The 25,290-nt window shown below is 44.8% G+C and carries 31 protein-coding genes; 13 read left to right on the forward strand and 18 right to left on the reverse strand.

Annotation, left to right across the window (positions count from 1 at the left end):
• Positions 1–115 precede the first annotated feature (115 nt).
• Both rluA and J4N40_RS02285 read left to right on the forward strand, forming a co-directional pair.
• Positions 116–868: a bifunctional tRNA pseudouridine(32) synthase/23S rRNA pseudouridine(746) synthase RluA gene (rluA, locus tag J4N40_RS02280; protein ID WP_054575320.1), complete on the forward strand. Its 753-nt coding sequence runs from the start codon at positions 116–118 to the stop codon at positions 866–868.
• A 103-nt stretch (positions 869–971) separates the two neighbouring features.
• A complete protein-coding gene (locus J4N40_RS02285; protein ID WP_171346116.1) occupies positions 972–1,934 on the forward strand; it encodes a D-2-hydroxyacid dehydrogenase in 963 nt (320 codons plus the stop codon).
• Positions 1,935–2,023: 89 nt separating this feature from the next.
• Here the strand turns inward: J4N40_RS02285 and yjgA are convergent, their stop codons facing one another.
• On the reverse strand, positions 2,024–2,551 hold the full coding sequence (yjgA, locus tag J4N40_RS02290; RefSeq protein ID WP_005381124.1) for a ribosome biogenesis factor YjgA: 528 nt from the start codon (positions 2,549–2,551) through the stop codon (positions 2,024–2,026).
• Between the two features lie 110 nt (positions 2,552–2,661).
• Between yjgA and pmbA the strand changes: the two genes are divergently transcribed.
• Entirely contained in the window at positions 2,662–4,005 is a 1,344-nt protein-coding gene (pmbA, locus tag J4N40_RS02295) for a metalloprotease PmbA (protein WP_115386307.1), read from the forward strand.
• Between the two features lie 64 nt (positions 4,006–4,069).
• Here pmbA and mgtE read toward each other — a convergent pair whose 3' ends face one another.
• The 11 genes from mgtE to J4N40_RS02350 form a co-directional block, all read right to left on the reverse strand.
• Positions 4,070–5,428, reverse strand: a complete 1,359-nt coding sequence (gene mgtE / locus J4N40_RS02300; RefSeq protein ID WP_005381121.1) for a magnesium transporter — start codon at positions 5,426–5,428, stop codon at positions 4,070–4,072.
• 148 nt (positions 5,429–5,576) lie between these two features.
• Positions 5,577–5,852 (reverse strand): HPr family phosphocarrier protein, encoded by a 276-nt coding sequence (locus J4N40_RS02305; protein ID WP_005381120.1) that lies wholly within the window; start codon positions 5,850–5,852, stop codon positions 5,577–5,579.
• Between the two features lie 2 nt (positions 5,853–5,854).
• The gene (gene rapZ / locus J4N40_RS02310; RefSeq protein ID WP_005388424.1) at positions 5,855–6,718 is read right to left on the reverse strand and encodes an RNase adapter RapZ; all 864 of its coding nucleotides are present in this window, start codon (positions 6,716–6,718) and stop codon (positions 5,855–5,857) included.
• Positions 6,719–6,732: 14 nt separating this feature from the next.
• Positions 6,733–7,179: a PTS IIA-like nitrogen regulatory protein PtsN gene (gene ptsN, locus J4N40_RS02315; protein WP_005381116.1), complete on the reverse strand. Its 447-nt coding sequence runs from the start codon at positions 7,177–7,179 to the stop codon at positions 6,733–6,735.
• 2 nt (positions 7,180–7,181) lie between these two features.
• Positions 7,182–7,469, reverse strand: a complete 288-nt coding sequence (gene hpf / locus J4N40_RS02320; protein WP_005381114.1) for a ribosome hibernation promoting factor — start codon at positions 7,467–7,469, stop codon at positions 7,182–7,184.
• A gap of 24 nt (positions 7,470–7,493) precedes the next feature.
• Positions 7,494–8,963: an RNA polymerase factor sigma-54 gene (locus tag J4N40_RS02325; protein ID WP_005381112.1), complete on the reverse strand. Its 1,470-nt coding sequence runs from the start codon at positions 8,961–8,963 to the stop codon at positions 7,494–7,496.
• A gap of 50 nt (positions 8,964–9,013) precedes the next feature.
• Positions 9,014–9,739 carry an LPS export ABC transporter ATP-binding protein gene (gene lptB, locus J4N40_RS02330; RefSeq protein ID WP_005381111.1) on the reverse strand — a complete coding sequence of 242 codons (726 nt, stop codon included), beginning with the start codon at positions 9,737–9,739 and terminating at the stop codon, positions 9,014–9,016.
• Position 9,740: 1 nt separating this feature from the next.
• Positions 9,741–10,235, reverse strand: coding sequence for a lipopolysaccharide transport periplasmic protein LptA (gene lptA / locus J4N40_RS02335; RefSeq protein ID WP_005381109.1), 495 nt, complete (start codon positions 10,233–10,235; stop codon positions 9,741–9,743).
• Positions 10,216–10,779 carry an LPS export ABC transporter periplasmic protein LptC gene (lptC, locus tag J4N40_RS02340; protein WP_005381106.1) on the reverse strand — a complete coding sequence of 188 codons (564 nt, stop codon included), beginning with the start codon at positions 10,777–10,779 and terminating at the stop codon, positions 10,216–10,218. The genes lptA and lptC overlap by 20 nt, the downstream gene beginning before the upstream one ends.
• An 86-nt stretch (positions 10,780–10,865) precedes the next feature.
• Positions 10,866–11,837 (reverse strand): arabinose-5-phosphate isomerase KdsD, encoded by a 972-nt coding sequence (gene kdsD / locus J4N40_RS02345; protein ID WP_005381104.1) that lies wholly within the window; start codon positions 11,835–11,837, stop codon positions 10,866–10,868.
• Between the two features lie 29 nt (positions 11,838–11,866).
• The gene (locus J4N40_RS02350) at positions 11,867–12,832 is read right to left on the reverse strand and encodes a calcium/sodium antiporter (protein WP_005381102.1); all 966 of its coding nucleotides are present in this window, start codon (positions 12,830–12,832) and stop codon (positions 11,867–11,869) included.
• Between the two features lie 374 nt (positions 12,833–13,206).
• Here J4N40_RS02350 and mlaF point away from each other — a divergent pair, with 374 nt between their 5' ends.
• The 8 genes from mlaF (at position 13,207) to J4N40_RS02390 (ending at position 18,648) form a co-directional block, all read left to right on the forward strand.
• Positions 13,207–14,010: a phospholipid ABC transporter ATP-binding protein MlaF gene (gene mlaF, locus J4N40_RS02355; RefSeq protein ID WP_005388422.1), complete on the forward strand. Its 804-nt coding sequence runs from the start codon at positions 13,207–13,209 to the stop codon at positions 14,008–14,010.
• Positions 14,000–14,791, forward strand: coding sequence for a lipid asymmetry maintenance ABC transporter permease subunit MlaE (gene mlaE / locus J4N40_RS02360; RefSeq protein ID WP_005381100.1), 792 nt, complete (start codon positions 14,000–14,002; stop codon positions 14,789–14,791). The genes mlaF and mlaE overlap by 11 nt, the downstream gene beginning before the upstream one ends.
• A 2-nt stretch (positions 14,792–14,793) precedes the next feature.
• Entirely contained in the window at positions 14,794–15,282 is a 489-nt protein-coding gene (mlaD, locus tag J4N40_RS02365; RefSeq protein ID WP_005381099.1) for an outer membrane lipid asymmetry maintenance protein MlaD, read from the forward strand.
• Between the two features lie 2 nt (positions 15,283–15,284).
• Positions 15,285–15,923, forward strand: a complete 639-nt coding sequence (mlaC, locus tag J4N40_RS02370; protein ID WP_005381098.1) for a phospholipid-binding protein MlaC — start codon at positions 15,285–15,287, stop codon at positions 15,921–15,923.
• Entirely contained in the window at positions 15,923–16,243 is a 321-nt protein-coding gene (locus tag J4N40_RS02375) for an STAS domain-containing protein (protein ID WP_005381093.1), read from the forward strand. Before mlaC ends, J4N40_RS02375 begins: the two co-directional genes overlap by 1 nt.
• 3 nt (positions 16,244–16,246) lie before the next feature.
• Entirely contained in the window at positions 16,247–16,501 is a 255-nt protein-coding gene (gene ibaG / locus J4N40_RS02380) for a BolA family iron metabolism protein IbaG (protein WP_005381092.1), read from the forward strand.
• Positions 16,502–16,510: 9 nt separating this feature from the next.
• A complete protein-coding gene (gene murA, locus J4N40_RS02385; protein WP_005388419.1) occupies positions 16,511–17,767 on the forward strand; it encodes a UDP-N-acetylglucosamine 1-carboxyvinyltransferase in 1,257 nt (418 codons plus the stop codon).
• Between the two features lie 155 nt (positions 17,768–17,922).
• Entirely contained in the window at positions 17,923–18,648 is a 726-nt protein-coding gene (locus tag J4N40_RS02390; protein WP_005381088.1) for a 1-acylglycerol-3-phosphate O-acyltransferase, read from the forward strand.
• 85 nt (positions 18,649–18,733) lie between these two features.
• On the opposite strand, the gene J4N40_RS02395 is transcribed toward J4N40_RS02390, so the two are convergent.
• The 6 genes from J4N40_RS02395 to arcA form a co-directional block, all read right to left on the reverse strand.
• Entirely contained in the window at positions 18,734–19,123 is a 390-nt protein-coding gene (locus J4N40_RS02395) for a RidA family protein (protein WP_005381087.1), read from the reverse strand.
• A 130-nt stretch (positions 19,124–19,253) separates the two neighbouring features.
• Positions 19,254–19,715 carry an aspartate carbamoyltransferase regulatory subunit gene (gene pyrI / locus J4N40_RS02400; RefSeq protein ID WP_005381086.1) on the reverse strand — a complete coding sequence of 154 codons (462 nt, stop codon included), beginning with the start codon at positions 19,713–19,715 and terminating at the stop codon, positions 19,254–19,256.
• A 15-nt stretch (positions 19,716–19,730) separates the two neighbouring features.
• Positions 19,731–20,660 (reverse strand): aspartate carbamoyltransferase, encoded by a 930-nt coding sequence (gene pyrB, locus J4N40_RS02405; protein WP_005381085.1) that lies wholly within the window; start codon positions 20,658–20,660, stop codon positions 19,731–19,733.
• An 86-nt stretch (positions 20,661–20,746) separates the two neighbouring features.
• Positions 20,747–20,842 (reverse strand): hypothetical protein, encoded by a 96-nt coding sequence (locus J4N40_RS02410; RefSeq protein WP_005381084.1) that lies wholly within the window; start codon positions 20,840–20,842, stop codon positions 20,747–20,749.
• Between the two features lie 99 nt (positions 20,843–20,941).
• On the reverse strand, positions 20,942–21,946 hold the full coding sequence (locus tag J4N40_RS02415; RefSeq protein WP_005385520.1) for an ornithine carbamoyltransferase: 1,005 nt from the start codon (positions 21,944–21,946) through the stop codon (positions 20,942–20,944).
• A 156-nt stretch (positions 21,947–22,102) separates the two neighbouring features.
• Positions 22,103–23,323: an arginine deiminase gene (gene arcA / locus J4N40_RS02420; protein WP_005381082.1), complete on the reverse strand. Its 1,221-nt coding sequence runs from the start codon at positions 23,321–23,323 to the stop codon at positions 22,103–22,105.
• A 583-nt stretch (positions 23,324–23,906) separates the two neighbouring features.
• Here arcA and rraB point away from each other — a divergent pair.
• Both rraB and J4N40_RS02430 read left to right on the forward strand, forming a co-directional pair.
• Positions 23,907–24,320, forward strand: coding sequence for a ribonuclease E inhibitor RraB (gene rraB, locus J4N40_RS02425; RefSeq protein WP_005381081.1), 414 nt, complete (start codon positions 23,907–23,909; stop codon positions 24,318–24,320).
• Between the two features lie 154 nt (positions 24,321–24,474).
• A complete protein-coding gene (locus tag J4N40_RS02430) occupies positions 24,475–25,275 on the forward strand; it encodes a glycosyl hydrolase 2 galactose-binding domain-containing protein (RefSeq protein WP_033906208.1) in 801 nt (266 codons plus the stop codon).
• Positions 25,276–25,290 lie beyond the last annotated feature (15 nt).

Below are 25,290 nucleotides of genomic sequence, written 5' to 3' on the forward strand. Positions count from 1 at the left end.
TTTTTATGCTAAAGGATTGACTTTGTTTTATTGGGTTGAACTTTTCTTCAGAATCCTGCATCTGGGTGCTATTTGGGTATATAATCGCGGCGTTTTTATTTTGTAGAGATCTCCCATGGCAATGCTTGAATATACCCCTCCCACCGATCCTTGGGTCGATATCGTTTTTGAGGATGACGACATTCTGGCAGTGAATAAGCCATCAGGGCTGCTGTCTGTCCCTGGTCGCCTTGCAGAGCATTACGATAGCATGTGGAGCCGCCTCAAAGAGTTGCATCCGGAAATTCAAGTTGTGCATCGCTTGGATATGTCGACATCAGGGTTGATGTTGCTGGCGAAAAACAAACCCGCGGAGCGAGCATTAAAAAAGCAGTTCCAATATCGCCTCACTCACAAGGTGTATTACGCACGTGTGTGGGGGCATGTTGAGCCGCAAGAAGGGAATATTGATCTTCCATTAATTTGTGATTGGCCAAATCGTCCACGACAAAAAGTATGTTTTGACGACGGCAAACCATCTCAAACTTTATTCCAAGTAGTGAAGCGTGAAGTGCACCCTGATGGCACCCATACGACCGTTGTGCGACTACTGCCCATTACTGGTCGATCGCATCAGTTACGCGTGCATTTGATGGCGATTGGTCATGCGATTGTGGGTGATGAGTTTTATGCAAGCGAAGAGGCGTATCAGTTTTCAGAACGTTTAGAGTTGCACGCTGCGGAGCTAAGTTTTTATCATCCAGCTACGGGTCAGCTGAGCAGTATTTTTGTACCCTGTGACTTTTATTCTGAAGCCGAGGCGATGATCTTTAACTATTTTTCGCCAGAGCGTACATTGCCTGATTATAAAACGTTGCCACACCCTTAATGCCAATTGCACTCAACAACGGTTCTTTCTAGTTCGCTATTTTTGGCTATTTCGTTACTGTGGTTGATGTATCCTGTCTTTCAGCCGTGAACAAGGAGTTGTTATGTCTTTGCCAAGCATCGTATTTTTAGACCGAGCGACCATCCCAGAACATATTGAGATCCCACGACCTGGCTTTCCGCACCACTGGCGTGAGTACGACCTAACTGCGCCTGGGCAGGTAATAGAAAGGTTAGCAGATGCCGATATCGTGATTAGCAATAAAGTCGTGCTTGACCAACATGTATTAGAGCAACTACCAAAATTACGGATGATCGCGGTTGCCGCAACTGGTTTTAACAACGTCGATGTGAACTACTGTGCTAATAATGGTATTGCGGTTGCTAATGTACGTGGTTACGCGACGCGTTCGGTGCCCGAGCACGTGATGGCAATGTTATTCGCTTTAAGACGAAATTTATTTGGGTACCACCAAGATATTGCCGCAGGTGAGTGGCAGCGTAACCAGCAGTTTTGTTTTTTTACGCACCCAATCGGGGATATTGGTGGTAGCACGTTAGGTGTTGTTGGTAGTGGGGTACTAGGGCAAGCGACGGCGAATCTGGCTCAAGCGTTAGGAATGACCGTCTTGTTTTCTGAGCGTAAAGGGGCGGCAGAATGTAGACCAGGTTATGTGTCGTTTGAGGAAGTATTAAAACGCTCCGATGCGCTGACTTTGCATTGCCCGCTCAACGATCATACTCAGAATTTAATTGGTCAAGCAGAGTTGAAACAAATGAAGTCCAACGCCATTTTGATTAATACAGGGCGTGGAGGTTTGGTGGATGAGAGCGCACTGGTGGATGCCTTAAAACAGGAAGAAATTGCAGCGGCTGGTTTTGATGTTTTTACACAAGAACCGGCTGATGAGAGCAATCCGCTGATTGCCAATATGAGTTTACCTAATTTGTTACTGACACCGCATGTTGCATGGGGCAGCGACTCATCTATCCAACGTTTAGCGGAAATCTTGATTGAGAACATTAACGCTTTCGAGCGCGGAGACCGCGTTAATCGCTTAGTGTAACGCTGACTGTAAAACCAAAGATAAAAAAAGCAGACATTGACGTCTGCTTTTTGCGTTTAAATCGAATGCTCATTGCGTGAGCCCTCGAATTAAAACTCTTCTTCGTTTAGACCTTTAAGGATCTGAAAGATTTCGCGGTACGCTTTTGCTGGTTTCCCAGCTTTTTTCTCTTTCGCTGCTTGGCGAGCAAGTTGGCGTAGACGCTGACGATCCGCTTCTGGGTACATTTCCATTACGTCATCAATGGCTTTGTCACCTTCTTCCACTACGCGATCACGCAACGCTTCAAGTTTGTGGAATACCGCCGTTAATTGAGAGTGCTTATTACGAATTTTATCCAGTGCGGCTTGGATTGGCTCTGGATCTTCGTAACGCATCAATTTGCCGATACGTTGCAATTGGCGACGACGCGCTTCATTTTTAAAGCGTTGCGCGTCAGCAATTGCTTCTCGCAAATCTTCGCTCAATGGAAACTTTTCTAGAACTGAAGGTTTGAGGCCGACAAGCTCCTCACCTAGCTTTTGCAGTTCTTCCATGTCTCGCTTCATCTCGGATTTACTTACCCAGATGATCTCTTCTTCTGGTTCCCATGGCGCTTTTTGATTCTTACGTGCCATTTCAGTTGCCTGTGTTTTGATTAATATTATGACTATTTTAACAAGAATCATGGGGAGAAAGCGAAATTCTTGTTATCCTATTGTTCATCAAAGACAAGATGTGAAAGACAATGGATATTAAACAGCAGGTTGCTGAGCAACGTACCGAGCTAGAGCAAGCCGTAGCAAGAGCCTTAAAGCTTGCATCGGCAAAATCTGACGCCGCCGAAGTCGCAATTACTAAAAGCACTGGTTTAAGTGTTTCAACTCGTATGGGTGAAGTAGAAAATGTCGAGTTCAACAGCGATGGTGCGCTGGGCATTACCGTTTACCGAGGTCAACGCAAAGGCAGTGCTTCCACGTCTGATTTAAGTGAAGCTGCAATCGAGCAAACCGTTATAGCGGCGCTAGATATTGCACATTACACATCTGAAGACCCATTTGCAGGCCCTGCAGCGAAAGAATACATGGTGCAAGAGATCCCTGAGCTTGATCTTTTCCACCCTGACGCACCCGATCCAGACTATGCTGCCAATGTGGCGATTGCAGCAGAAAAAGAGGCGATAAATTATAATAGTGCAATCAAACAAAGTGATGGCGCGAGTTATGATAGTCATTACGGCGTGAAAGTGTATGGCAATAGCCATGGCTTATTAGCTAGTTATGCGTCTAGCCGACATAGTACTAGCTGTTGTGTAATTGGCGTTGGTCAAAACGGCGAGATGGAACGTGATTACAGCTACACCGTGGCACGTCATCGTGATGACTTATGGACCCCAGAAACGGTGGGTCGTAAGGCGGCAGAGAATACGGTTAACCGCCTAGATGCGCAGCGTCTAAAAACAGGTCAATACCCAATCATGTTTGCGGCTGATGTTGCGACAGGCTTGATTGGCCATCTCGTTATGGCGATCAGCGGTGGTAACCTGTACCGAAAATCTTCTTTCTTACTTGACCATCTAGGCAAACAAGTGCTTCCTGAATGGTTCAATATCTCAGAACGTCCGCATGTATTGCGTGGTTTGGCATCAAGTCCATTCGATAGTGAAGGTGTGTACACTCAAGACCGTGAGATCATTACCGACGGTGTGCTAGCAACTTATCTGTTAACCAGTTATGCCGCACGTAAAATGAAGATGACGCCGACAGGTCACGCTGGTGGGATTCATAACTGGTACGTGAAGTCGACAGGCCAAAACTTCGAACAAATGCTTAAAGAGCTCGGTACTGGTCTTCTAGTGACAGAAGTCATGGGACAAGGTGTGAACGTGGTAACGGGGGATTACTCTCGCGGTGCCGCAGGCTTCTGGGTTGAGAATGGTGAAATCCAATACCCAGTATCAGAAATTACCATCGCAGGTAATCTAAAAGACATGTTCACCAAGATTGTGGCGGTTGGTAGTGATATTGAAACGCGCTCACAAATCCAAACGGGCTCTATCCTACTGGATACCATGAAAGTGGCGGGTGAATAAGCTTTTCTAGCAATTCAGAATCAAAAAAGCCTGATGTGTTCATCAGGCTTTTTCGTTTTTTCTGTTAGGTAATCAGTATTGTGGCAAGCCCTAAGAAGACAGATAAACCAATCACATCCGTCACTGTTGTTAATGCCATACCACCAGCTAAAGCGGGATCGATGTTCATTTTTTTCAATAGGATTGGAATCGTTACTCCGGCAATACCTGCGACCAATAAGTTGGTCAGCATGGCGGCGGAAATGATTCCTCCGAGCATCCAGTTACCTTTCCAAGCAACAACAATACCACCAATAATTAGCGCCCACATGATGCCGTTAAGTAAGCCGATCGAGGCTTCTTTCATTAACAGTTCGCGTTTGTTTGAGTCTCCGATATGACCAAGAGCAAGACCACGAATCACTAGTGCGACGGTTTGGTTACCAGCGACACCACCCATGGACGGAACAATCGTCATCAATACCGCAATGGCGGCCATTTGGTCTAATGTGGCCTCAAACATGTTAGAAACGGAAGCAGCAGCAAGGGCGGCTAATACGTTAGCGCCAAGCCAGATACTGCGTTTGCGAGCTGATTTTACAACAGGCGCGAAAGTATCTTCGTCATCGTCCATACCCGCCATACTCATCATCGAGTGTTCCGCGTCTTCACGAATAACGTCAACCACGTCATCGATGGTGATACGACCGACCAAATGCAAGTTTTCATCAACAACAGGTGCAGATACCCAATTACGGCGTTCGAACAGACTCGCAACATCTGAGTCGCTAGTATCGACGGTGATGGCCTCGTCCGCGTCTTCCATTACATCAATGATTTTTACGTCTGGCTGAGTGGTAATAAGCGTCGTGATCGGCAGTTCACCGATGAGCTTACTCTCTTCATCGATCACATACAGGGCATCCGTAGCTTCTGGAAGCTCGCCTTTCATACGTAGATAACGCAAAACTACGTCCACATCTACGTCACCACGAATTGTGATGACGTCGGTGTTCATCAGTCCACCCGCGGTGTCTTCTGGGTAGGATAGGGCGGTTTCGACCCGTAGGCGGTCAGATGAGTCCATTTGCGACAGGACTTCGCGTGACAGGTTGTCAGGCAAGCTACGCAGTACGTAAGCCACGTCATCGGTATCCATGCCTTCTGTCGCTTCTGCAAGCGCTTCTGGTGCCATTTTGGATACGAGGCTGTCTTTGACGTCTTCGTTCAGCTCGTCAAGGATTTCACCATAATCTTCAGGGTCGGTGAGTTGCCAAAGAACTTCACGGCTCTTACGTGGGGAGGCTTCTAAAAGGTGAGCGATATCCTCAGGTTCCATGTCCTGTAATTGACGACGAACATGGACGAAGCGGCCATTTTCTAGCGCTTCTGTGACTTCTTGGAGGGCTTGGTGAGCTTGGTCGAATTCAATTTGCTCTGCCATTCATTCCTCCCAATTCCTGATATTTACAATGCGTTGAATAATAACTTAATTCTAGGCGCCTTTTAATAACAACTTATGATACTAAGCAAATTTATTTATTAGGTCAGGGAAGAGAAAGATAATGGGAGGTAAGAAAAAAGCGAGTAAACTACTCGCCTTCATCAAATTTATCTTCGATCAAATGGCAAACGGCATCCAGTGCTTCTTCCGCTTGCCCACCCGTTGCGTGGATCGTGACGTATTGTCCTTGAGCGGACTCTAGCATTAACAGGCCCATTACGCTGTCTGCTGTGGCGGTTTTGTCTTCTTCATTGTCGATGGTGATGACCGCTTCAAAGCTCTGTGCCAGTTCGACCAGTTTGACTGCTGCACGAGCATGTAAGCCAAGGCGGTTTTGAATCAATACTTTACGACTTAACTCCACGGCTACTCCTTAGCGTTTTTCTCTAGTGAGGTATGGCGAATTTGTACTTGGTGTCCTTTGTTGGCGAAGTATTCACCGATTTGCTGAGTTAAGTACACCGAGCGGTGCTTACCACCAGTACAACCGATTGCAACGGTCAGGTAGCTGCGGTTGTTTTTCTCAAGCAGAGGTAACCAATTCTCTATAAAGCTTTCAATTTGATATTTCAAACTTAACACCGATTGGTGTTGCTCTAAAAATGCGGCGATAGGAGCATCCAGACCTGTAAGCGGGCGTAGTGCTGGTTCCCAATGTGGGTTAGGTAAGAAGCGAACGTCAAATACGTAATCGGCATCGGAAGGCAGGCCGTATTTAAAACCAAAAGACTCAAATACCATAACGAGCCCTTTGCGATCTCTGCCTTCAACGCGCATACGCACGGTTTCACTCAATTCATGCAAAGACTGCCCACTACTATTTAGGACCAGATCTGCATGCGCTTTGAGTGGCGTCAAAATTTGTTTCTCACGCTCGATGGCTTGATCGAGCGAGAGGGAGGTGCCACCTAAAGATAACGGGTGAATTCGGCGTGTTTCGCTGTAGCGTTTGAGTAGCGTTTCTTTATTGGCGTCCAAGAAAAGCATGGTCACATCAAGCTCAGTTTTTAACTGTTCTAGTGTACTCGTCAGTTCTTTTAGCTTTTTAGGAATATTACGAATATCAATGCTGACTGCAACATTCTGTTTGCTGTCAGCAACAGAATGAACAAATGCGTCCAGCAAGTTAACTGGCAGGTTATCAACACAGTAGTAACCTAAGTCTTCCAGTACACGAAGCGCAATACTTTTACCGGCACCTGAGTGCCCGCTAACAACGATTAGTCGCATGGAGTTAGTCCTGCTTATTGGTGAATCATGATGTCGTAAAGTTCTTCATCACTCTGAGCATTACGCAGTAGTTTTAATACTTGCTTATCGCTCAGACGTTCTGCCATAGAGGATAGAGTCTTGAGGTGCTCTTTGCACTGTTCTTCTGGTACAAGGAGCGCAAAAAGAAGATCGACAGGTCGATTGTCAATCGCATCAAATTCGATTGCTTCATCACATTGCAGTAAGACAGCAATGGCCTTGTCGCTTGATTGCATTCTCGCGTGAGGGATCGCAATACCGTTTCCGATACCGGTACTGCCCATTTTTTCTCTATTGAGCATGCATTCGAACAGCTCGGTAGAATCTTGGCCCGTTTGATCAGCCACGATACGGCTGATCATTTCAAGGGCGCGTTTTTTACTCGTGCAGTGGACCGCACTTTTGGTGCAGTCCAATGACAGTATTTCGCTCAGTTGCATGATTAATGACTGTTTAGTTTTTCTTTGTGCTTATTAAGTTGGCGAACCAATTTATCTACCAGCGAATCGATCGCGGCATACATATTTTCGTCATCGGCTGATGCGTGGATTTCGCCTTGATTTATGTGAAGCGTAGCTTCCGCGATTTGAGTAATTTTTTCAACTTTTAGTACAACATGCACTTGATTGATATGGTCGAAGAACCTTTCGAGCTTCTGAAACTTAGAATTTACATAGTCTTGCATTGAATCGGTAAGATCAACGTGATGGCCTTGAATATTGATTTGCATAGACTTTCCTTTTCAGTTAGTGCCTTATAATAGGCGTTTACGCTGACTTGAAGGGGCAATTCCCAAGGATTCGCGATATTTGGCTATCGTACGTCTTGCGACCTGAATCCCTTGGTCAGCCAGAAGAGCAGCAATCTTGCTATCACTCAGTGGTTTGGCAGTATTCTCTGCTGCGACCAGTTTTTTAATGAGTGCACGAATTGCTGTTGACGAACATTCTCCGCCGTTGTCAGTACTAACATGGCTAGAGAAGAAGTACTTCAATTCAAAAATACCACGTGGTGTATGCATAAACTTTTGCGTTGTTACACGAGAAATCGTGGATTCATGCATGTCCACAGCCAAAGCGACATCATTGAGTACCATTGGCTTCATGGCTTCCTCACCATACTCGAAGAAATCTTGTTGATGTTCAACAATACATCTTGCAACTTTGAGTAGCGTCTCGTTTCTACTCTCTAAGCTCTTAATTAACCATTTTGCCTCTTGCAAATTGCTGCGGATGTACTGGCTATCCGCGCTATTACCTTTGCCTAATTGAGCATATTGTTGATTTACTTTTAATTTTGGCACGCTATCCGGGTTTATAGAAACGGTCCATTTGCCATTGTCTTTAAAAACGGATACGTCTGGAATTACGTACTCGGTATCATCAGGAGTGATGCGACTACCTGGACGAGGATCTAACTGTTGGATAAGCTTTAAGACTTCACGAAGATCGGCTTCTTTCAGCTTAGTCTCTTTGATGACGAGCTTGTAGTCTCGGTTGCCTAGGTGATCAATATGATCCGCAAGTATCATTTTGGCTTCAGCAAGCCACGGCGTGTCTTCTGGGAAGGTCGTCAGTTGCAGTAACAAACATTCTTGTAAGTTACGTGATGCAACTCCAAGAGGATCGAATTGTTGAATGCGTTTACGAACGGCTTCTACTTCGTCTAACTCTATCTCTTCATTATCGAAGCTCTCATGAATCTCTTCAGGCGACAAAGTTAAATAGCCGTAGTCGTCAACAGCGTCAATAATCGCTAATGCAATCGTGCGGTCGGTTTCACTGAATGGTGTTAGGTCAAGCTGCCACATGAGGTAATCATGTAACGATTCAGTGGTTTCGCCTTGGTAGACGGGCATATCATCATCAAGAGCTAAGCCAGTGCTACCAGTATTAGCGCTGTAGACGTCATCCCAAGTCGTGTCGATTTCAAGTTCAGAGCTAATTTCTGATTTCTCTATCACATCGGAGCTATCTGGAACGTCAATTTCTGTTGGTTCGCTAGCACTGTTGCTATCAGCAGCCTCGACCGCTGACTTATCTTCACCGTTTGCTAGAGGCTCGTCTTGGCCTTCTTCAACTTCCAATAATGGGTTTGAGTCCAACGCTTCTTGGATTTCTTGTTGAAGATCGAGTGTCGACAATTGCAATAAGCGAATCGCTTGCTGCAACTGTGGCGTCATGGCTAACTGCTGACCTAGCTTGAGTTGTAATGAAGGTTTCATTCAGTGTTACTTACCTTGTAATGCTCAGAATCTTACCGTTCCTAATATAATCATAGACGGAATTGTTCGCCGAGATAAACTTGTTTCACCTGTTCATTATTGAGAACTTCTGCCGGAGTTCCCGATGCAATTAGGTGCCCTTGGCTCACGATATAGGCTTTTTCACATACGTCCAGTGTTTCACGTACATTATGGTCAGTGATTAACACTCCGAGACCACGATCGCGCAGATGCTCAATGATTTTCTTGATGTCATTAACCGAAATTGGGTCAACACCAGCGAAAGGTTCATCCAATAAAATGAACTGAGGGTTGGCCGCTAAAGCTCGAGCGATTTCCACCCTGCGTCGCTCACCCCCTGATAGTGCCATACCAGCACTGGTTCTGATGTGCTGGATGTGGAATTCTTCCAACAAATCTTCCAGTTTATCTTGGCGCTCTTCCCTCGTCATTTCTTGACGAGTTTCAAGTACGGCCATGATGTTATCTTCTACTGAAAGCTTACGGAAAATCGACGCTTCTTGCGGAAGATAGCCAATGCCAAGTCGTGAACGGCTATGCATCGGCAAAATACTGATGTCATTGTCGTCAATGGTAATGGTGCCTTCATCGCGAGGTACTAAGCCGACAATCATGTAAAACGAGGTGGTTTTACCCGCACCGTTTGGACCGAGCAGCCCAACAATCTGACCAGATTCAACTTCTAAGCTAACATCAGTGACGACTTTGCGTTTTTTGTAGCTTTTCGCCAAGTTTTTCGCACTCAGTACTGCCATATTAGTTCTCTATCTGATTGGGTTGCAAAATGGTCGTAACGCGCTCTTCCTTAGAGCTATCTGCGACTAGCTTTTGTTTACCAATTTGGTAACGAATCGAAGAACCTTTGATGGTGTTGTTGTCTTGCGCCAGCTGCGCTTGACCTTTCATGGTCAGTTCGTCTGTAGAAATACGGTAATCCAACTCCGTAGCTTGACCACTAAGTGTTTTACCATCGTCCATCAGCTGAGAAAACTTCGCAGGTTTACCAAATGCTTGAATCTGTTTAATTGCTTCGGTTTTAGGATCGCGAGTTACCACGATTCTATCAGCATCGATATTGATGCTCCCTTGCTTAAGAGATACATCGCCTTCAAAAACAACCTGGTTACTCTTCATATCCACCTGTTGGGTGTCAGAGTTTATGTAAACCGGCTGTTGAGTATCCGACTTGAGTGCCAGCGCTTGAGGCGCCGCCAATACCAGTGCCAGTAGGCTAAGGTGTAACGGTTTCATATCGACCTTGAACTTCATCTGTCAGAGTCGCAGTATGCTGTTTTAAGTTGCCTTGCATTGCGCCTCCAGTAGTTTCAAATTGTGGTCCAACCAACATCACTTGTTGGTCAGCTTTAAAATCACGATTGGTTAGATTAATGACCAATTTGTCTGTTGCCATGGTATCAAAACTCGCACCAGGCAGAAGATTTTGCATTAAGACTTTGTCATATAAAGTCAAAACTTGGTCTTCATCTAACACTGCTCTTGTGGCAGTCACCTTCCATTCAATGACGCTACCTTCACGGTAAACCATCAAAGTCGGGTTATTAAAAATAGTATCTCCACTCTTAGCATAATGGTCTAAGTTAGTGGAGCGAATGATGTAACTGCGGACACCATCTTCACCGTAGGTGATGTTTTCTAATCCAGAACCACTGAACATGGGCAGTTCAGAATCTGGTGCTACTTGAATTGCGTCGTTGCCTTTAGGGGTTAGTAGGTAATAACCGCACCACGCTACAACGAAGATCAAGAGCAAATAAATAAGGCGAGTAAAACTCATATAATGAAGGCCTATCGTTTAGCTCAGTACTTCCCTGACCATTGCCTTTATTCGTCTAATAAATGATTTAAATGTTTGTGCTGATATTACATCACGCCAGCTTTTAGTAAATCGTGCATGTTCAGTGCACCCACAATTTTTTCGTCTTTACATAAAATCAGAGCGTTAATGTTTTTATTCTGCATCAAGTTCAAACCTTCAACCGCCAGCATATCAGGGTGTGCTGTGGTTGGGTTTGTCGTCATGACCTCGCCAATTGCCGTCGTATGAATATCGATACGCTTGTCTAAGGTACGACGTAAATCACCATCGGTGAATATACCAAGCATAGCATCGTGCTCATCGACGATGGCTGTCATGCCTAACCCCTTTTCTGAAATTTCAAGCAGGGCATCGCGAATTAATGCGTCAGGAGAAACTTTAGGTAACGCTTCTCCAAAGTGCATAATATCAGACAACTTAAGTAGCAGTTTTCTCCCCAGTGCACCACCTGGGTGAGATAGGGCAAAATCTTCGGCAGAAAAACCACGAGCTTGAAGCAGAGCTACGGCTAATGCATCTCCCATCACTAATGTGGCAGTCGTACTGCTAGTTGGCGCCAGGCCTAACGGACAAGCTTCTTGAGGTACCGTAATTTGCAGGTGTAAGTCAGACAGCTTGGCCATATTTGATTCTGGCTTACCTGTCATGCTGATGATCTTAATATTCAGGCGCTTTAATACTGGAAATAGAGACAGAATTTCGTTTGATTCACCAGAGTTAGAAATTGCCAGCACAATGTCACCAGGGCTAATCATACCCAAGTCACCATGTGCGGCTTCGCCTGGATGAACGAAAAACGCCGAAGTCCCAGTGCTTGCCAGAGTGGCGGCAATCTTGTTACCAATATGGCCTGACTTGCCAATACCCATAACGACAACTTTGCCGTTGTTGGAAAGGATAAGTTCACACGCTTTTTCAAATTGATCATCAAAGTAGGTATCTAGCTCTTGCAGAGCAGCAACTTCGATATCAAGAACTTGTTTAGCAGCAGCGCGAAAATCAAATTGATTGGACATATCAGATCTCTACTTATTGATCGTGGTAATTAAGCGGTCATGTTTGCGAATAAGTACACTTGGTAACCTAAGAAGCACACAAACAAGATGGCACCTTCAATACGGTTAATACTGCGTGATTTACCCAAACACATCGCGACAAGTAACAATGAAACGCCTAACATGACCCAGAAGTCACGTCCCATCGCGTACTCACTGAGCACCGATGGATTAATGATGCCAGGAATCCCCATTACCGCCAGAATGTTAAACACATTCGAACCGATAATGTTACCGACAGCCATGTCGTCTTCACCCTTTAAAACTCCCGCAAGTGATGCGGCCAGTTCAGGCAGGCTAGTGCCAATGGCGATAATAGTTAGACCGATAACAAGGTCGCTCATACCAAAGTGTTTAGCAATAATTACCGCGTTATCAACCAGCATGCTGGCTGCCAAAGGAAGCAGTATCAAGCCAATAACCACCCACATGATTGCTTTAGGGTTACTGACGCCTTCAGGGATCTCTGACTCTTGGTCATCAAGAAAAACATCACCTGATTTTTGCTCTTTGCGGCTGATTTGCAACATAGCAAATAAAAATGCCCCAAAGAGTACAAACAATAAGACACCCTCATAAAAACCGAGATGGCTATTCCAAAGCAGAATACCAGCGAGTACGGTTACGGCTATCATGAGTGGAAGTTCTCGGCGGATGACGGCGGAGCTAATCGACAAAGGCTTGATCAGCGCTGTAATACCTAGGATTAACGCAATGTTCGCTATGTTTGAGCCTAATACGTTACCCACCGCTGTATCTGTTTTGCCATCCCAAGCAGCGGTTGCAGATACCATCATCTCAGGGGCGGATGAGCCCATCGCAAGGATTGTCATGCCGATGACAAGCGGGGAAATGCCGACGTTGCGGGCTATCGCTGCAGAGCCAAAAACAAGTTTATCTGCACTCCAAACAAGCAAAACAAGACCGACTATAAGCAACGCAACGGCTTCGAGCATGAGAATTCCTAAGTATTAAATAAGTAAAATGAATAACCGCTAATTTTGACCTTTTGCGGCCTAAAATGGAAGATAAACGAAGAATAAATTAAAGGTTAGTAACGAAAATGTATGTAAATCTCACTCATTTAAATGAGCAATTCTGGTCTAGGATTTAAACACTTCGTGCTAATTAGGTCATAAACCATGAGAAATTGCAGGGATATACTCGACTTTATTTAATTGAACAGTGCTTTAAATTCAACGCCAATGTGCTTATGATTGCAGCCTAATAAATGTACCGACGTTACTTTATTAAACGTAGAATTCAACTCCGATGAGTATCTGCTTGATGATTCCGTGAGTTGCAACGCTCCTACAGTAGAAGAGATGATATGTCGAACAACGATTTAGTCACCGTGAACAACCTCACTTTTTCACGGGGAGAACGCATGATCTTTGATGATATTGATCTGCATGTTCCTGAAGGCAAAGTGACGGCCATTATGGGACCATCGGGAATTGGTAAAACAACACTGCTGCGTTTGATTGGTGGTCAGTTGTATCCCGAGCAAGGAGAGATCTGGTTTGATGGCGACAATATTCCCTCTCTCTCGCGTAAAAAACTCTACCATGCTCGAAAGAAAATGAGCATGTTGTTCCAGTCAGGGGCTTTATTCACTGATTTGAATGTTTTTGATAATGTCGCCTTTCCATTGAGAGAGCATACCGATTTATCGGAAGATTTGATTCGCACCATGGTGTTACTCAAGCTCGAAGCTGTCGGTCTGCGCGGCGCGGCGCAATTAATGCCGAGTGAGCTTTCAGGTGGTATGGCAAGACGCGCTGCTTTGGCTCGTGCAATCGCACTTGACCCTGACCTGATCATGTACGATGAGCCGTTTGTGGGGCAAGACCCAATTACTATGGGCGTTTTGGTTGAGCTAATTAGCAATCTAAACCAAGCGTTAGGTTTGACCTCTATTGTGGTTTCTCACGACGTACCTGAAGTCATGAGTATTGCTGACTGGGTATACCTGATGGCCGATGGAAAAATCATCGCCTATGGTACGCCAGAAGAGCTGACTCAAAACTCTGATCCTCGTGTCCAGCAGTTCTTACAAGGTGATGCCGACGGTCCTGTACCGTTTCGTTTCCCTTCTCAAAGTATCGAAAAGGACTTATTTGATGGTCGATAACTTCATTCACTTTGTCGCCTCGCTGGGTCGACGCACGCTTTCTATTTGCGGAGCATTTGGTCGTGCGACTTTCATGTTGATTGGGGCGCTATTTTCTAAGCCACAACCGATCAGAAGCTTTCCTCTGCTTGTTAAGCAACTTTATTCTGTTGGTGTTCAGTCGCTGGCGATCATCGTCGTATCTGGTCTGTTCATTGGAATGGTTTTGAGTCTACAAGGCTATGTTGTGTTGGTGGATTACGGCGCAGAAGGCAGTTTGGGGCAAATGGTGGCGCTTTCTTTACTCCGTGAATTAGGACCTGTTGTTACTGCACTTTTGTTTGCTGGTCGTGCCGGTTCTGCGTTAACCGCAGAGATAGGTCTAATGAAAGCAACGGAACAACTGTCTAGCCTTGAAATGATGGCGGTAGACCCATTGAAACGAGTGATTGCACCACGGTTTTGGGCTGGGGTTATCTCAATGCCTTTACTGGCTATGATTTTCATGGCTGTGGGAATTTGGGGCGCTCAGCTTGTTGGTGTTGACTGGAAAGGCGTTGATCACGGCAGTTTTTGGTCAGCGATGCAGTCCTCTGTTGAGCTAGGACAAGACATTGGTAACAGTATGATCAAATGTTTTGCGTTTGCAATTACGGTTACTTGGGTCGCTCTATTTAACGGTTATGATGCTATTCCAACATCGGAAGGGATCAGCCGAGCAACTACGCGCACTGTTGTGCATTCTTCTTTAGCAGTACTAGGATTAGACTTTGTACTGACCGCATTGATGTTTGGGAATTAATCATGCAACAAACACGTAAAACTGAATTATGGGTTGGCAGCTTTGTATTAGCGGGAATTTGCGCGATTCTTGTGATGATTTTTCAAGTTGCTGACGTAAAAAGCATTGGCTCTGGTGATACTTATACCCTCAAAGCCGAGTTCGATAATATTGGCAGTTTAAAAGTTCGTTCGCCCGTAAAAGTGGGGGGCGTTGTGATTGGTCGAGTAAGTAGTATTTCGCTTAACCCAGACAACTTATTGCCAGTTGTAACACTATCTATCAATAGCAAATACAATCAGTTCCCAGAAACGTCGAGCGTACAAATTTTGACATCTGGCCTGATTGGTGAGCAATACATTGGTTTAGTACCTGGCTTCGTTTTTGATGATGAAGTCATGCTGGTGGATGGTGATACCATCGAAGACACCAAATCGGCGCTTGTGCTTGAAGACTTAATTGGTCAAGTACTATACAGCGTAGGTGGTTCAGACGACTCAAGTAAGGAATAACTATGTTAGCGAGATTACTACTTTCAGTTTGTGCTGTGTTTAGCGTCTTTGGAGCAACAGCAGCAGAGGTGGATAAAACTGAACCTTATAAGATGATGAAGCAGGTAGCTGAAGTCACGTTCGAAAGATTGAAAGCCGAACAGCCGAAAATCAAACAAGATCCAAATTTACTTAAAGTGATCGTTGAAGAAGAGCTAATGCCTTACGTCAACTACCGCTATGCAGGGTTAAAACTTCTTGGTCCAAACTTAAAAGGTGCTAAGCGTGAAGATGTACTTGAGTTTATCGATGCATTTCGTGCGTACCTGATTGCGTCTTATGCACAAGTGTTGACGCAATACTCTGACCAAAAAATTGAGTTTGGTCCTGAGCCTAGCATTGATGACTCTAAGCGTATTACAAGCATTAAAGTTGATATCATCGATACTCCGCGTCCAAACATCAAACTTGAGTTTAAACTGCGTAAAGACAACCAGTCTGGTGAGTGGGAAGCATTCGATATGATTGCAGAGGGCATTAGTTTGCTTTCTAGTAAACAATCCGAATGGAACAGTAAAATTCGTCAAGAAGGTATTCTATCTGTTGCTAAAGACCTAGAAAAATTGGCCGCAGAACCGATCCGCTTCGAGGCTAAGAAATAATGGCCCAGACTCCCGCTCAGTGGCAATTGGATCAAAACATTCTTAAGCTAACAGGGGCACTTGATAGAGATACAGTGCCTTCATTGTGGGCGTATGCACAGCAATGGCAACCTGCTCAATCGGAGCTGGAATGCTCGCTAAAAGAGATAGAGCGCGTCGACTCTGCAGGAATGGTGATGTTAATCCACTTATTAGAGCATGCAAAAAAGCAAAACTGTCATATAATGCTCAGTTTCGTGCCGGCGCAACTGCGCACTTTGTTTCAACTGAGCAATGTTGAATCTTTAGTGGCCAAACACATACAGAATTATCAGGGGTAAATTGTGGATAGCGCAAAAGTACAACAGTTATTAGAAGAAGCACTAAACCTTCAAGAAGTGCATGTGAAAGGTGAAGGTAGCCACTATGAAGTGGTTGCTGTTGATGCTTGTTTCGATGGAATGAGCCGCGTTAAGAAGCAGCAGCTAATTTATGCTCCTCTGATGGAATACATCCAGCGTAACGACATTCACGCATTATCAATCAAAGCGTTCACACCAGAAGAGTGGGCTCGTGATAAGAAATTGATGTCGCTTTAAGGTTTATTGATGGAAAAGTTTCGAGTTATTGGGTCAGATAAACCACTAGTTGGTGAAGTGACCATTTCAGGTGCAAAAAACGCAGCACTGCCGATTTTATTTGCGTCTATCTTGGCGGAAGAGCCAGTAGAAGTGGCAAACGTACCACACCTTCGTGATATCGATACAACCATGGAATTGCTTAAGCGTTTAGGCGCGAAAGTAAGCCGCAATGGCTCTGTTCATGTTGATCCAAGCAGTATTACAGAATACTGTGCGCCTTATGACTTGGTGAAAACCATGCGTGCTTCTATTTGGGCTTTGGGTCCTTTGGTGGCGCGCTTTGGTCAAGGTCAGGTTTCTTTACCAGGCGGTTGTGCTATTGGCGCTCGTCCTGTGGATCTACATATTTCTGGTTTAGAGCAGCTTGGCGCAACCATTACATTAGAAGATGGTTATGTGAAAGCAGAAGTGGATGGTCGTCTAAAAGGCGCGCACATCGTGATGGATAAAGTCAGCGTAGGCGCGACGATTACCATCATGTGTGCCGCAGCGCTGGCGGAAGGCACAACAACACTAGATAACGCTGCGCGTGAGCCTGAAATCGTCGATACCGCTGATTTCCTAAATAAGCTTGGCGCAAAAATCTCTGGCGCTGGCACAGATACCATTACGATTGAAGGTGTTGAGCGCCTAGGCGGTTGTAAACACAACGTGGTTGCTGACCGTATTGAGACGGGAACATTCCTTGTCGCAGCAGCAGTATCTGGCGGTAAAGTGGTATGTCGCAACACTAATGCTCATTTGCTTGAAGCGGTTCTCGCCAAGCTGGAAGAAGCTGGCGCGCTTGTCGAAACGGGTGAAGATTGGATCTCCGTTGATATGACCGACCGCGAGCTAAAAGCGGTAAGTGTACGTACTGCGCCACATCCTGGTTTTCCGACGGATATGCAAGCTCAATTTACGCTTCTGAATATGATGGCGAAAGGTGGCGGCGTGATCACAGAGACTATCTTTGAAAACCGCTTTATGCACGTACCAGAACTCATGCGTATGGGCGCTAAAGCTGAGATCGAAGGCAATACGGTTATCTGTGGTGATGTTGAGTCACTCAGCGGTGCGCAAGTGATGGCAACCGATCTACGAGCTTCGGCTAGTTTGGTTATTGCAGGTTGCATTGCTAAAGGCGAAACCGTCGTTGATCGTATTTACCATATCGACCGTGGTTACGACAAAATCGAAAATAAACTGGCTGCACTTGGCGCAAATATTGAGCGAGTGAGCTAGGCAAGTTAAACTGCACCGCAGGTAACTTGGATATCAAGAGAGCCGAAACCTGAGTTTCGGCTTTTTTATATCACTCTCATGACCATATTTTCCCTTTATGGAAAGAGAGATATTAATAGCTGTATCTGGCAAAAGCCGGTTCCTGGAGAACAAGAATGATTGCACTGTTACGTGTATTTGCTGTCGCTATCTTTGCGATTGTTATGTTTATTGGTGGTTGTGGTTACTGCCTATTAAGCCCTAGAAACCCTAAGCACGTTTTCACTTTTGGCCGTTTGTTTGCCAAGATGTCTCGTGTGTTTGGGATTAAGTTAGAGTTGCGTATCCCTGAAGATGCGTATTCACGCGGCCAACATGTTTACATTGCTAACCACCAGAACAACTGGGACATGTTTACTGTTTCTGCGGCTGTGACTCCGAAAGTTGTGACAGTAGGTAAAAAGAGCTTGGCTTGGATGCCACTGTTTGGTCAGCTTTACTGGCTTACGGGTAACATTCTGATTGACCGAGCGAATCGTTCTAAAGCAAAAGGTACTATCGATCAGGTCGTGAGCAGCATGAAAGAAAGTGATGTTTCGGTGTGGATGTTCCCAGAAGGCACGCGTTCTCGTGGGCGTGGTTTGCTGCCATTCAAAACAGGTGCTTTTCATGCGGCAATTGGTGCAGGTGTGCCAATCATTCCTATCGTATGTAGCTCGACGAATAAAATTAAGCTGAACCGTTGGAACAATGGTCATGTGATTGTTGAAATGCTACCTCCAATCAGCACTGAAGGCTATGGTAAAGAGGGCATTCGCGAGTTAGCGAATATCTGTCGTGAACAGATGAAAGAGAAGCTTGAATCGTTAGATGAAGAAGTCAAACAGCGCAACGCTGCTTAAGTTTTACTGCGATATCATCACGAGAAAACAATAAAAAACGGGTAGCCTGAGCTACCCGTTTTTTTATGTTTGTCAGCAAGTGCAATTATTTGCGAACAGCGATTGCTTCAATCTCGATGCCAACATCTTTTGGTAGGCGAGCCACTTCTACACAAGAGCGTGCAGGGTAGTTTGCTACGCCGTGCTCATCAAAGAACTTGCCGTAAACTTCGTTCACTGTGCCAAAGTCATTTAGGTCTTTAACAAAAACCGTTAGCTTTACAATATCAGATACTTTAAGACCTGAAGATTCAACTACAGCCTTTACGTTTTCTAGAGACTGACGAGCTTGTTCTGCGATATCAGCAGACACTTCACCTGTCGCTGGGTTTACTGGGATTTGGCCTGAAGTAAGAACCATGTTACCTAGATCTACGCCTTGAACGTAAGGACCGATTGCTGCTGGTGCAGACTCAGTGTGAAGTACTTTCGTCATTTGATTTTTTCCATCAGTTGTAGGGAATAAAGATTCTCAGTTTGCCTCTAAACCCTCGGTAGGTAAAGAGCAAAATACCCCGACATTGCAGGGTATTTTAAACGTATCAAAGCCTAGTCGTGCGGCGTGTTTATCGCTCGGTTACGATCTCGCGTGAGAACACTTTCTCGCAGTATTTACACTTTAGGCGGATTTCTTGTTTCTTCTCGAACACGCTAAAGCTGCTTTCTACTGGTTCATTATGAGAAATACAGTTTGAATTCGGGCATTCAAATACATCATTGATGCGCTCAGGAAGCTCTAACGCTAGCTTTTTCACCACTTCATAATTCTCGATTTGATTCACGGTCGCGTGAGGAGCATACAACGCTAGCTTGCTCGCTTGCTCTTCATTGATAAACACATTTTCGATTTTGAGTAGATCTTTATGACCGAGTGCTGATGATGGCAAGTTCAGTCCAATCGTTACGCGTTGTGATGAATTGTGCATATCGAACAGTCTTAATACTTTGATACCGATTTGCGCAGGGATGTGGTCGATGACCGTACCATTTTTGATTGCTTCTACCTGCAATTGAGTTTCTTTAGCCATGATTTTTCCCCTCGATTACAGTGTTTCGTTTAGAACAAGCGCCAGCAGTGCTTGGCGAGCATACACGCCATTTTGAGCTTGCTGGAAGAAGTAAGCATGAGGCGTTTTATCAACATCAGTTGTGATTTCATCCACACGTGGTAGTGGGTGCAGTACTTTCAAGTTCTCACGCGCGCCTTCTAGTAGTGCCGCCGTTAGGATGTAAGCCGACTTAATATGTGCGTATTCCGATTCGTCAAAGCGTTCTTTCTGTACGCGTGTCATGTACAGAATATCCAGTTCAGGAATCACACTTTCCATGTCTGTGTGTAGGCTATATTGAATGCCAGCTTCGTCTAGTTCTTCGCAGATGTAATCTGGCATTGCCAGCGCATCTGGTGCAACAAAGAAGAAGCGGATGTTGTTAAACTTTGCTAAGGCTTGAGTCAGTGAGTGCACTGTGCGGCCATATTTTAGGTCACCTACGAATGCGACGTTCAGGTTGTCTAGACGCCCTTGTGTTTCCGCGATGGTGTATAAGTCGAGTAGCGTTTGAGTTGGGTGTTGGTTTGCACCGTCGCCCGCGTTGATCACTGGCACGCCATTTGAAAATTCAGATGCCAAGCGAGCGGCGCCTTCTTGTGGATGACGCATCACAAAGGCATCGACGTAAGAAGAGATGACTTGTACTGAATCTGCGAGTGTTTCGCCTTTCTTCGCCAGAGAGGTATTACCATCATTATCAAAGCCAATCACGTCACCACCAATGCGCTGAATCGCTGTTTCAAACGATAAACGTGTACGTGTTGATGGTTCAAAGAAACAACTTGCAACGACTTTGTTTTTAATCAGTTCTGGTCGAGGTGCTTTTTTAAGGCTACCTGCTGTTTCTACGATAAGTTCCAGTTCTTCGCGTGAAAGCTCTGGAATAGAGATGATGTGCTTCTGGTAAAGCGAGTTCGCCATGATCTTCTTCCCTATAACATTGATGACTACATCCAAATAACCGAAAGGAATTTTGGACATAAAAAAACCTCCCCAATGGGGAGGTTTTAAAATTCAATAGAATTAACGAAAATAACACCACGTAAGCGTAGTCGCTTAGCGAGAGCAAATCGCGTTTTTACGTCAGCAATCAGCGTGGTCATTTCTTAATCCTCAGACAAATTGCCGAGCATTATACGCTTAACTTTCGTGAGCGCAAGCGATTACATCATGGTTTTTATCGGCTGTTTTTGCGCACTGGTTTAGCTTCCTAGCGTCGCAACCATCACGGCTTTGATGGTATGCATACGGTTTTCAGCTTCGTCGAATACGATGGAGTATTCCGATTCAAATACCTCTTCTGTTACTTCAAGGCCTTTCATACCGTATTTTTCAGCGACTTCTTTGCCGACGGTGGTTTCATCATTGTGGAAAGCTGGAAGGCAGTGCATGAATTTCACATGTGGATTACCCGTTTGCTCAATCACGTCCATATTGATTTGATAAGGTGTCATTAACGCTACACGTTCATCCCATGCCTCGGCAGACTCACCCATAGACACCCAAACGTCGGTGTATAGGAAGTCACAACCTTTCACACCTTCCTCAACGCTTTCTGTTAACGTGATTTTTGCACCGGTTTGTTGCGCGATAGTTTGACAAGTTGCCACGAGCTCTTCTTCAGGCCAGAACGCTTTTGGCGCGACAAGGCGAATATCCATGCCCATTTTCGCTGCGCCCACCATAAGTGAGTTACCCATGTTGTTGCGCGCATCACCTAGGTAAGCGAAGGTTATTTCATGCAGCTGTTTACCACGGCCGTGCTCTTGCATGGTCAGGAAGTCAGCAAGGATCTGGGTTGGGTGGAACTCATCCGTTAAACCATTCCACACTGGAACACCAGCATAAGTACCAAGCTCTTCAACAATGGATTGGCCAAAGCCTCGGTATTCAATCCCGTCGTACATACGACCAAGAACACGAGCGGTGTCTTTCATCGATTCCTTATGACCGATCTGCGAGCCAGAAGGGCCGATGTAAGAGACTTGAGCACCTTGGTCAAAGGCAGCGACTTCAAACGCACATCGGGTACGAGTCGAAGATTTCTCAAAGATTAGTGCGATGTTTTTACCTTGAAGTTTCTTCTGCTCTGTTCCTGCATATTTAGCTTTTTTCAGCTCTGCAGACAGTTCGAGCAAAAACTGGATTTCTTTGGTTGAGAAGTCCAATAGCTTCAAAAAGTTGCGGTTACGTAAATTGAAAGCCATAGCTCGTCCCTTAGTACATGTGATTAGATTAATAGAATTCATTAAAACATATAAATGCTTTTATTGTGAATAATTATTTTCAAATAAAGCTAAAAAAGGTTGATGTATTCACATCAACCTTAGTTTTGATTCACCTAATGTAAAGGGACGAGTAAGTTATATATCGTCTCGCTCTATTGGACAGCTCATACAGCGAGCGCCACCGCGACCACGACCAAGCTCGTTACCAGGTACTGTCAGTACTTTGATGCCAGCTTTATCGTATTTTTCGTTGGTGTATACGTTGCGTTCGTAACCAATTACTACGCCCGGTTTTACAGTTAGAACGTTATTGGCATCATTCCATTGTTCGCGTTCCGCTTCATAGCTGTCGCCACCAGTGGTGATGATTTTCAGCTGATCTAAGCCAAGAGCGGACTCAATCGCGTGCAGATAGTTATGTGAGGCTTCAACATGCATTTCACCGTTGCCTTTTGGTGTTAAGCGCCATGTGTCGAGATCTTTGCGCATGATCTCTGGGTAGACAGAGAAAGTATCTACATCCATATGGGTCATCACGGTGTCTAAATGCATACATGAGCGGTGTTTAGGCAGATCAATTGCAATCACTTCGGTCGCTTGGCCTGCTTTAAATAGGCTCGCTGCAAGGTTCTCTACGCCTTGCGCGGTCGTACGCTCAGACATACCGATCAGAACTGCACCTTTACCAATAACCAACACATCACCGCCTTCGACATTAGCATTATCATAATGCAGATCATCGTCACCGAAGTATTTGATAAAATCTTGGCCAGCAAAAATTGGGTGCCAACGATAAATCGCACGTAGGTGGTTTGTTTCACGTTGGCGTGCAGGCATCATCATCGGGTTAAGAGAAACGCCGCCATAAACCCAACATGAGGTATCACGAGTAAAGAGGTGATTAGGCAGTGGCTCAATAACAAAGTCGAGAGGACGCTTCATTTTTGGCAGCATAGAAGATGAGGAGATCGGTAGCTCTGAGTATGCTAAGCCACCTAAAAAGATGCAGGCAAGATGTTCATCATCCATTTCTGAAAAGTATTGGCGTAGGTCTCGCGCAAATGTTGGCCCGTAGCGAAAGTCAGAAATCTGAGTGTTCAGCAGCCATTGTTTTGCTTCTGGAACAGCGAGGGTTTCGACCAGTAAATCGTGGAGGAGAAGCACTTCAACGTCTTGCTCGCGCAGCGTACGTGCGAATGCATCGTGCTCTTCACCTGCCGCTTCTACAGCAAGAACGTCATCAAATAGCAACTCATGACAGTTTGACGGAGTTAAGTGGGTTAGGGCGCGTTCAGGGCGATTTAATAGAACTCGTCGAAGTTGACCAACTTCTGATCCAACGTACAGCTTGCTCATTTTGTATCCTTACAAATTTTCCAGCCATTAGTTATGACAAGCTTCCTAGAAAGATGCAAGTTATCAAGCTTTGTTTATATTCTGGTGTTTCTGGTTTTGTGAGTTTTTTATTTTTATTTTGATTCTTATGAAATTTATTATTAGATATAAATGCTATTTTACTAAAATTAGAGTGCGTGCGTTTTTATTCTAATTTTCCCGTTGAGAAAGAATACACGCACAGTGCATAAAACGTGCATTTTTATTCTAAATTATGCATTATTAAAGTGAATTTATTCGTTATGCTTCTTCGTTTTACACGTGAGTGTATTCAAGAAAGCATCATAAACACGCATAGAAAGAGAAAATAACCACATTAAGTGTCAATTAGGATGTTCTGAATATTAAAAAATGCCATTCTTTGTTAATTTTTTGTTTCTTTGTGTGGTCGGTTTAATATTTAGATTCAAATAACCGATAAGAATCGCAGTGGTATGATGTTTGTTTGTGGCTTTTCATCGCAATCCATGCCATATTTCACCGGATCAGCATACTCAGTATCGGGTATTGTGTTTCCATCAAGTAACTAATCTGGAGCCAAAACATGTCTCACGAAGATGAATATCTATCAGTAGAAGAATTAATTGAGATTCAAAAGGAAGAGACTCGCGATATCATTGCAGCATTGCTAGAAGATGGCAGCGATCCAGATTCGCTATACGAAATTGAGCACCACCTGTTTGCAGAAGATTTTGACACGCTAGAAAAAGCGGTAGTTGAAGCATTCAAGATGGGCTTTGAAGTTCTTGAAGCAGAAGAAACTGAAGATGAAGATGGTAACAAGTTGCTTTGCTGTGATGCGACTATGGAGTCCGCACTAGACGCAGAAGCGATTGATGCGCAAGTTGAAAAATTGATTCACTTGGCAGAAAAATACGACATCATCTATGACGGTTGGGGTACGTACTACGAAGGCGAAGATGCGCTTTACCCTGAAGAAGATGAAGACGACGAGTAATCAAAGCTCACTACTTTTGGAAAAACCAGCGTTTAACGCTGGTTTTTTTATTCCTTGAAAAACTGACGAATGTGGAGGCGATAAATAATTCACATTGAGTTTATAGGGGATTTCTCCCTATAATGCGTGAAAATTGATCTAGCTCAAGGTGTATATGCAACTCTCACTCGCCGGTTTATGGCAAGTCTCTCCACTGACGGACCTTTCTATCCCACAGGATGACATTACTTTCCCTGCTCCTTTGAGTCAGGTATTGCCAGCTGAACTGACAGAAGAAGCAATTCGTCAGCAAGAGTGGCACCTGATGCATGACATTGAAGTGGACGAATCCATGATGGCATTCCCAGCGGTAGAAATGGTGTTGGGTGGTGTGGATTACCATGCAGAAGTGCGTTTGAACGGAGTAGCATTGTTCGACTGTGACGGTTCTCAAAATGTCTACAAGAAAGACATTCGTCCGTTCATGCAAATGGGGCGTAACCGCTTTGAAATCTTGTTCTTAGAGGAAGAAGAGGATCTTCTGTTTGATGAAGATAAACCTGAGCTGTGCTCTCTGTCCGATCATGAATATAAAAAAAGTGATGAGCGCTTAGGGGTATGGCAAGAACCGTATCTGCAGTTCATTCGCAATGTACGTTTAGACCGCGTGGCAACCGAGCAGATTTGGCACCACGGTGGTGGTTGCGAGTTTAAAGTAGACTTGTACTATCAAACTTTTGCGCCGGGTCTGGTCTCTGCATCGGTTAAGTTTAATGGTATGACTTACCATATTCCTATTGATGTCCGAGCGGAGCATGCGAGCGCTTTATTCCAGATCGAAGCGCCAAAGTATGCCGATCTTACTGATCCTGATCCAAGTGATCTCTACCAATTGTCTGTTGAGTTGGATGGGCAGCACCAAAACTTCACTGTTGCCTTGAGCCAGGAGCTTTGTGTTACCCATGTTGTGCTTTAACTTCTAATAATATTA

The organism is Vibrio sp. SCSIO 43097 (assembly GCF_023650755.1).
GTDB lineage: Bacteria > Pseudomonadota > Gammaproteobacteria > Enterobacterales > Vibrionaceae > Vibrio > Vibrio alginolyticus.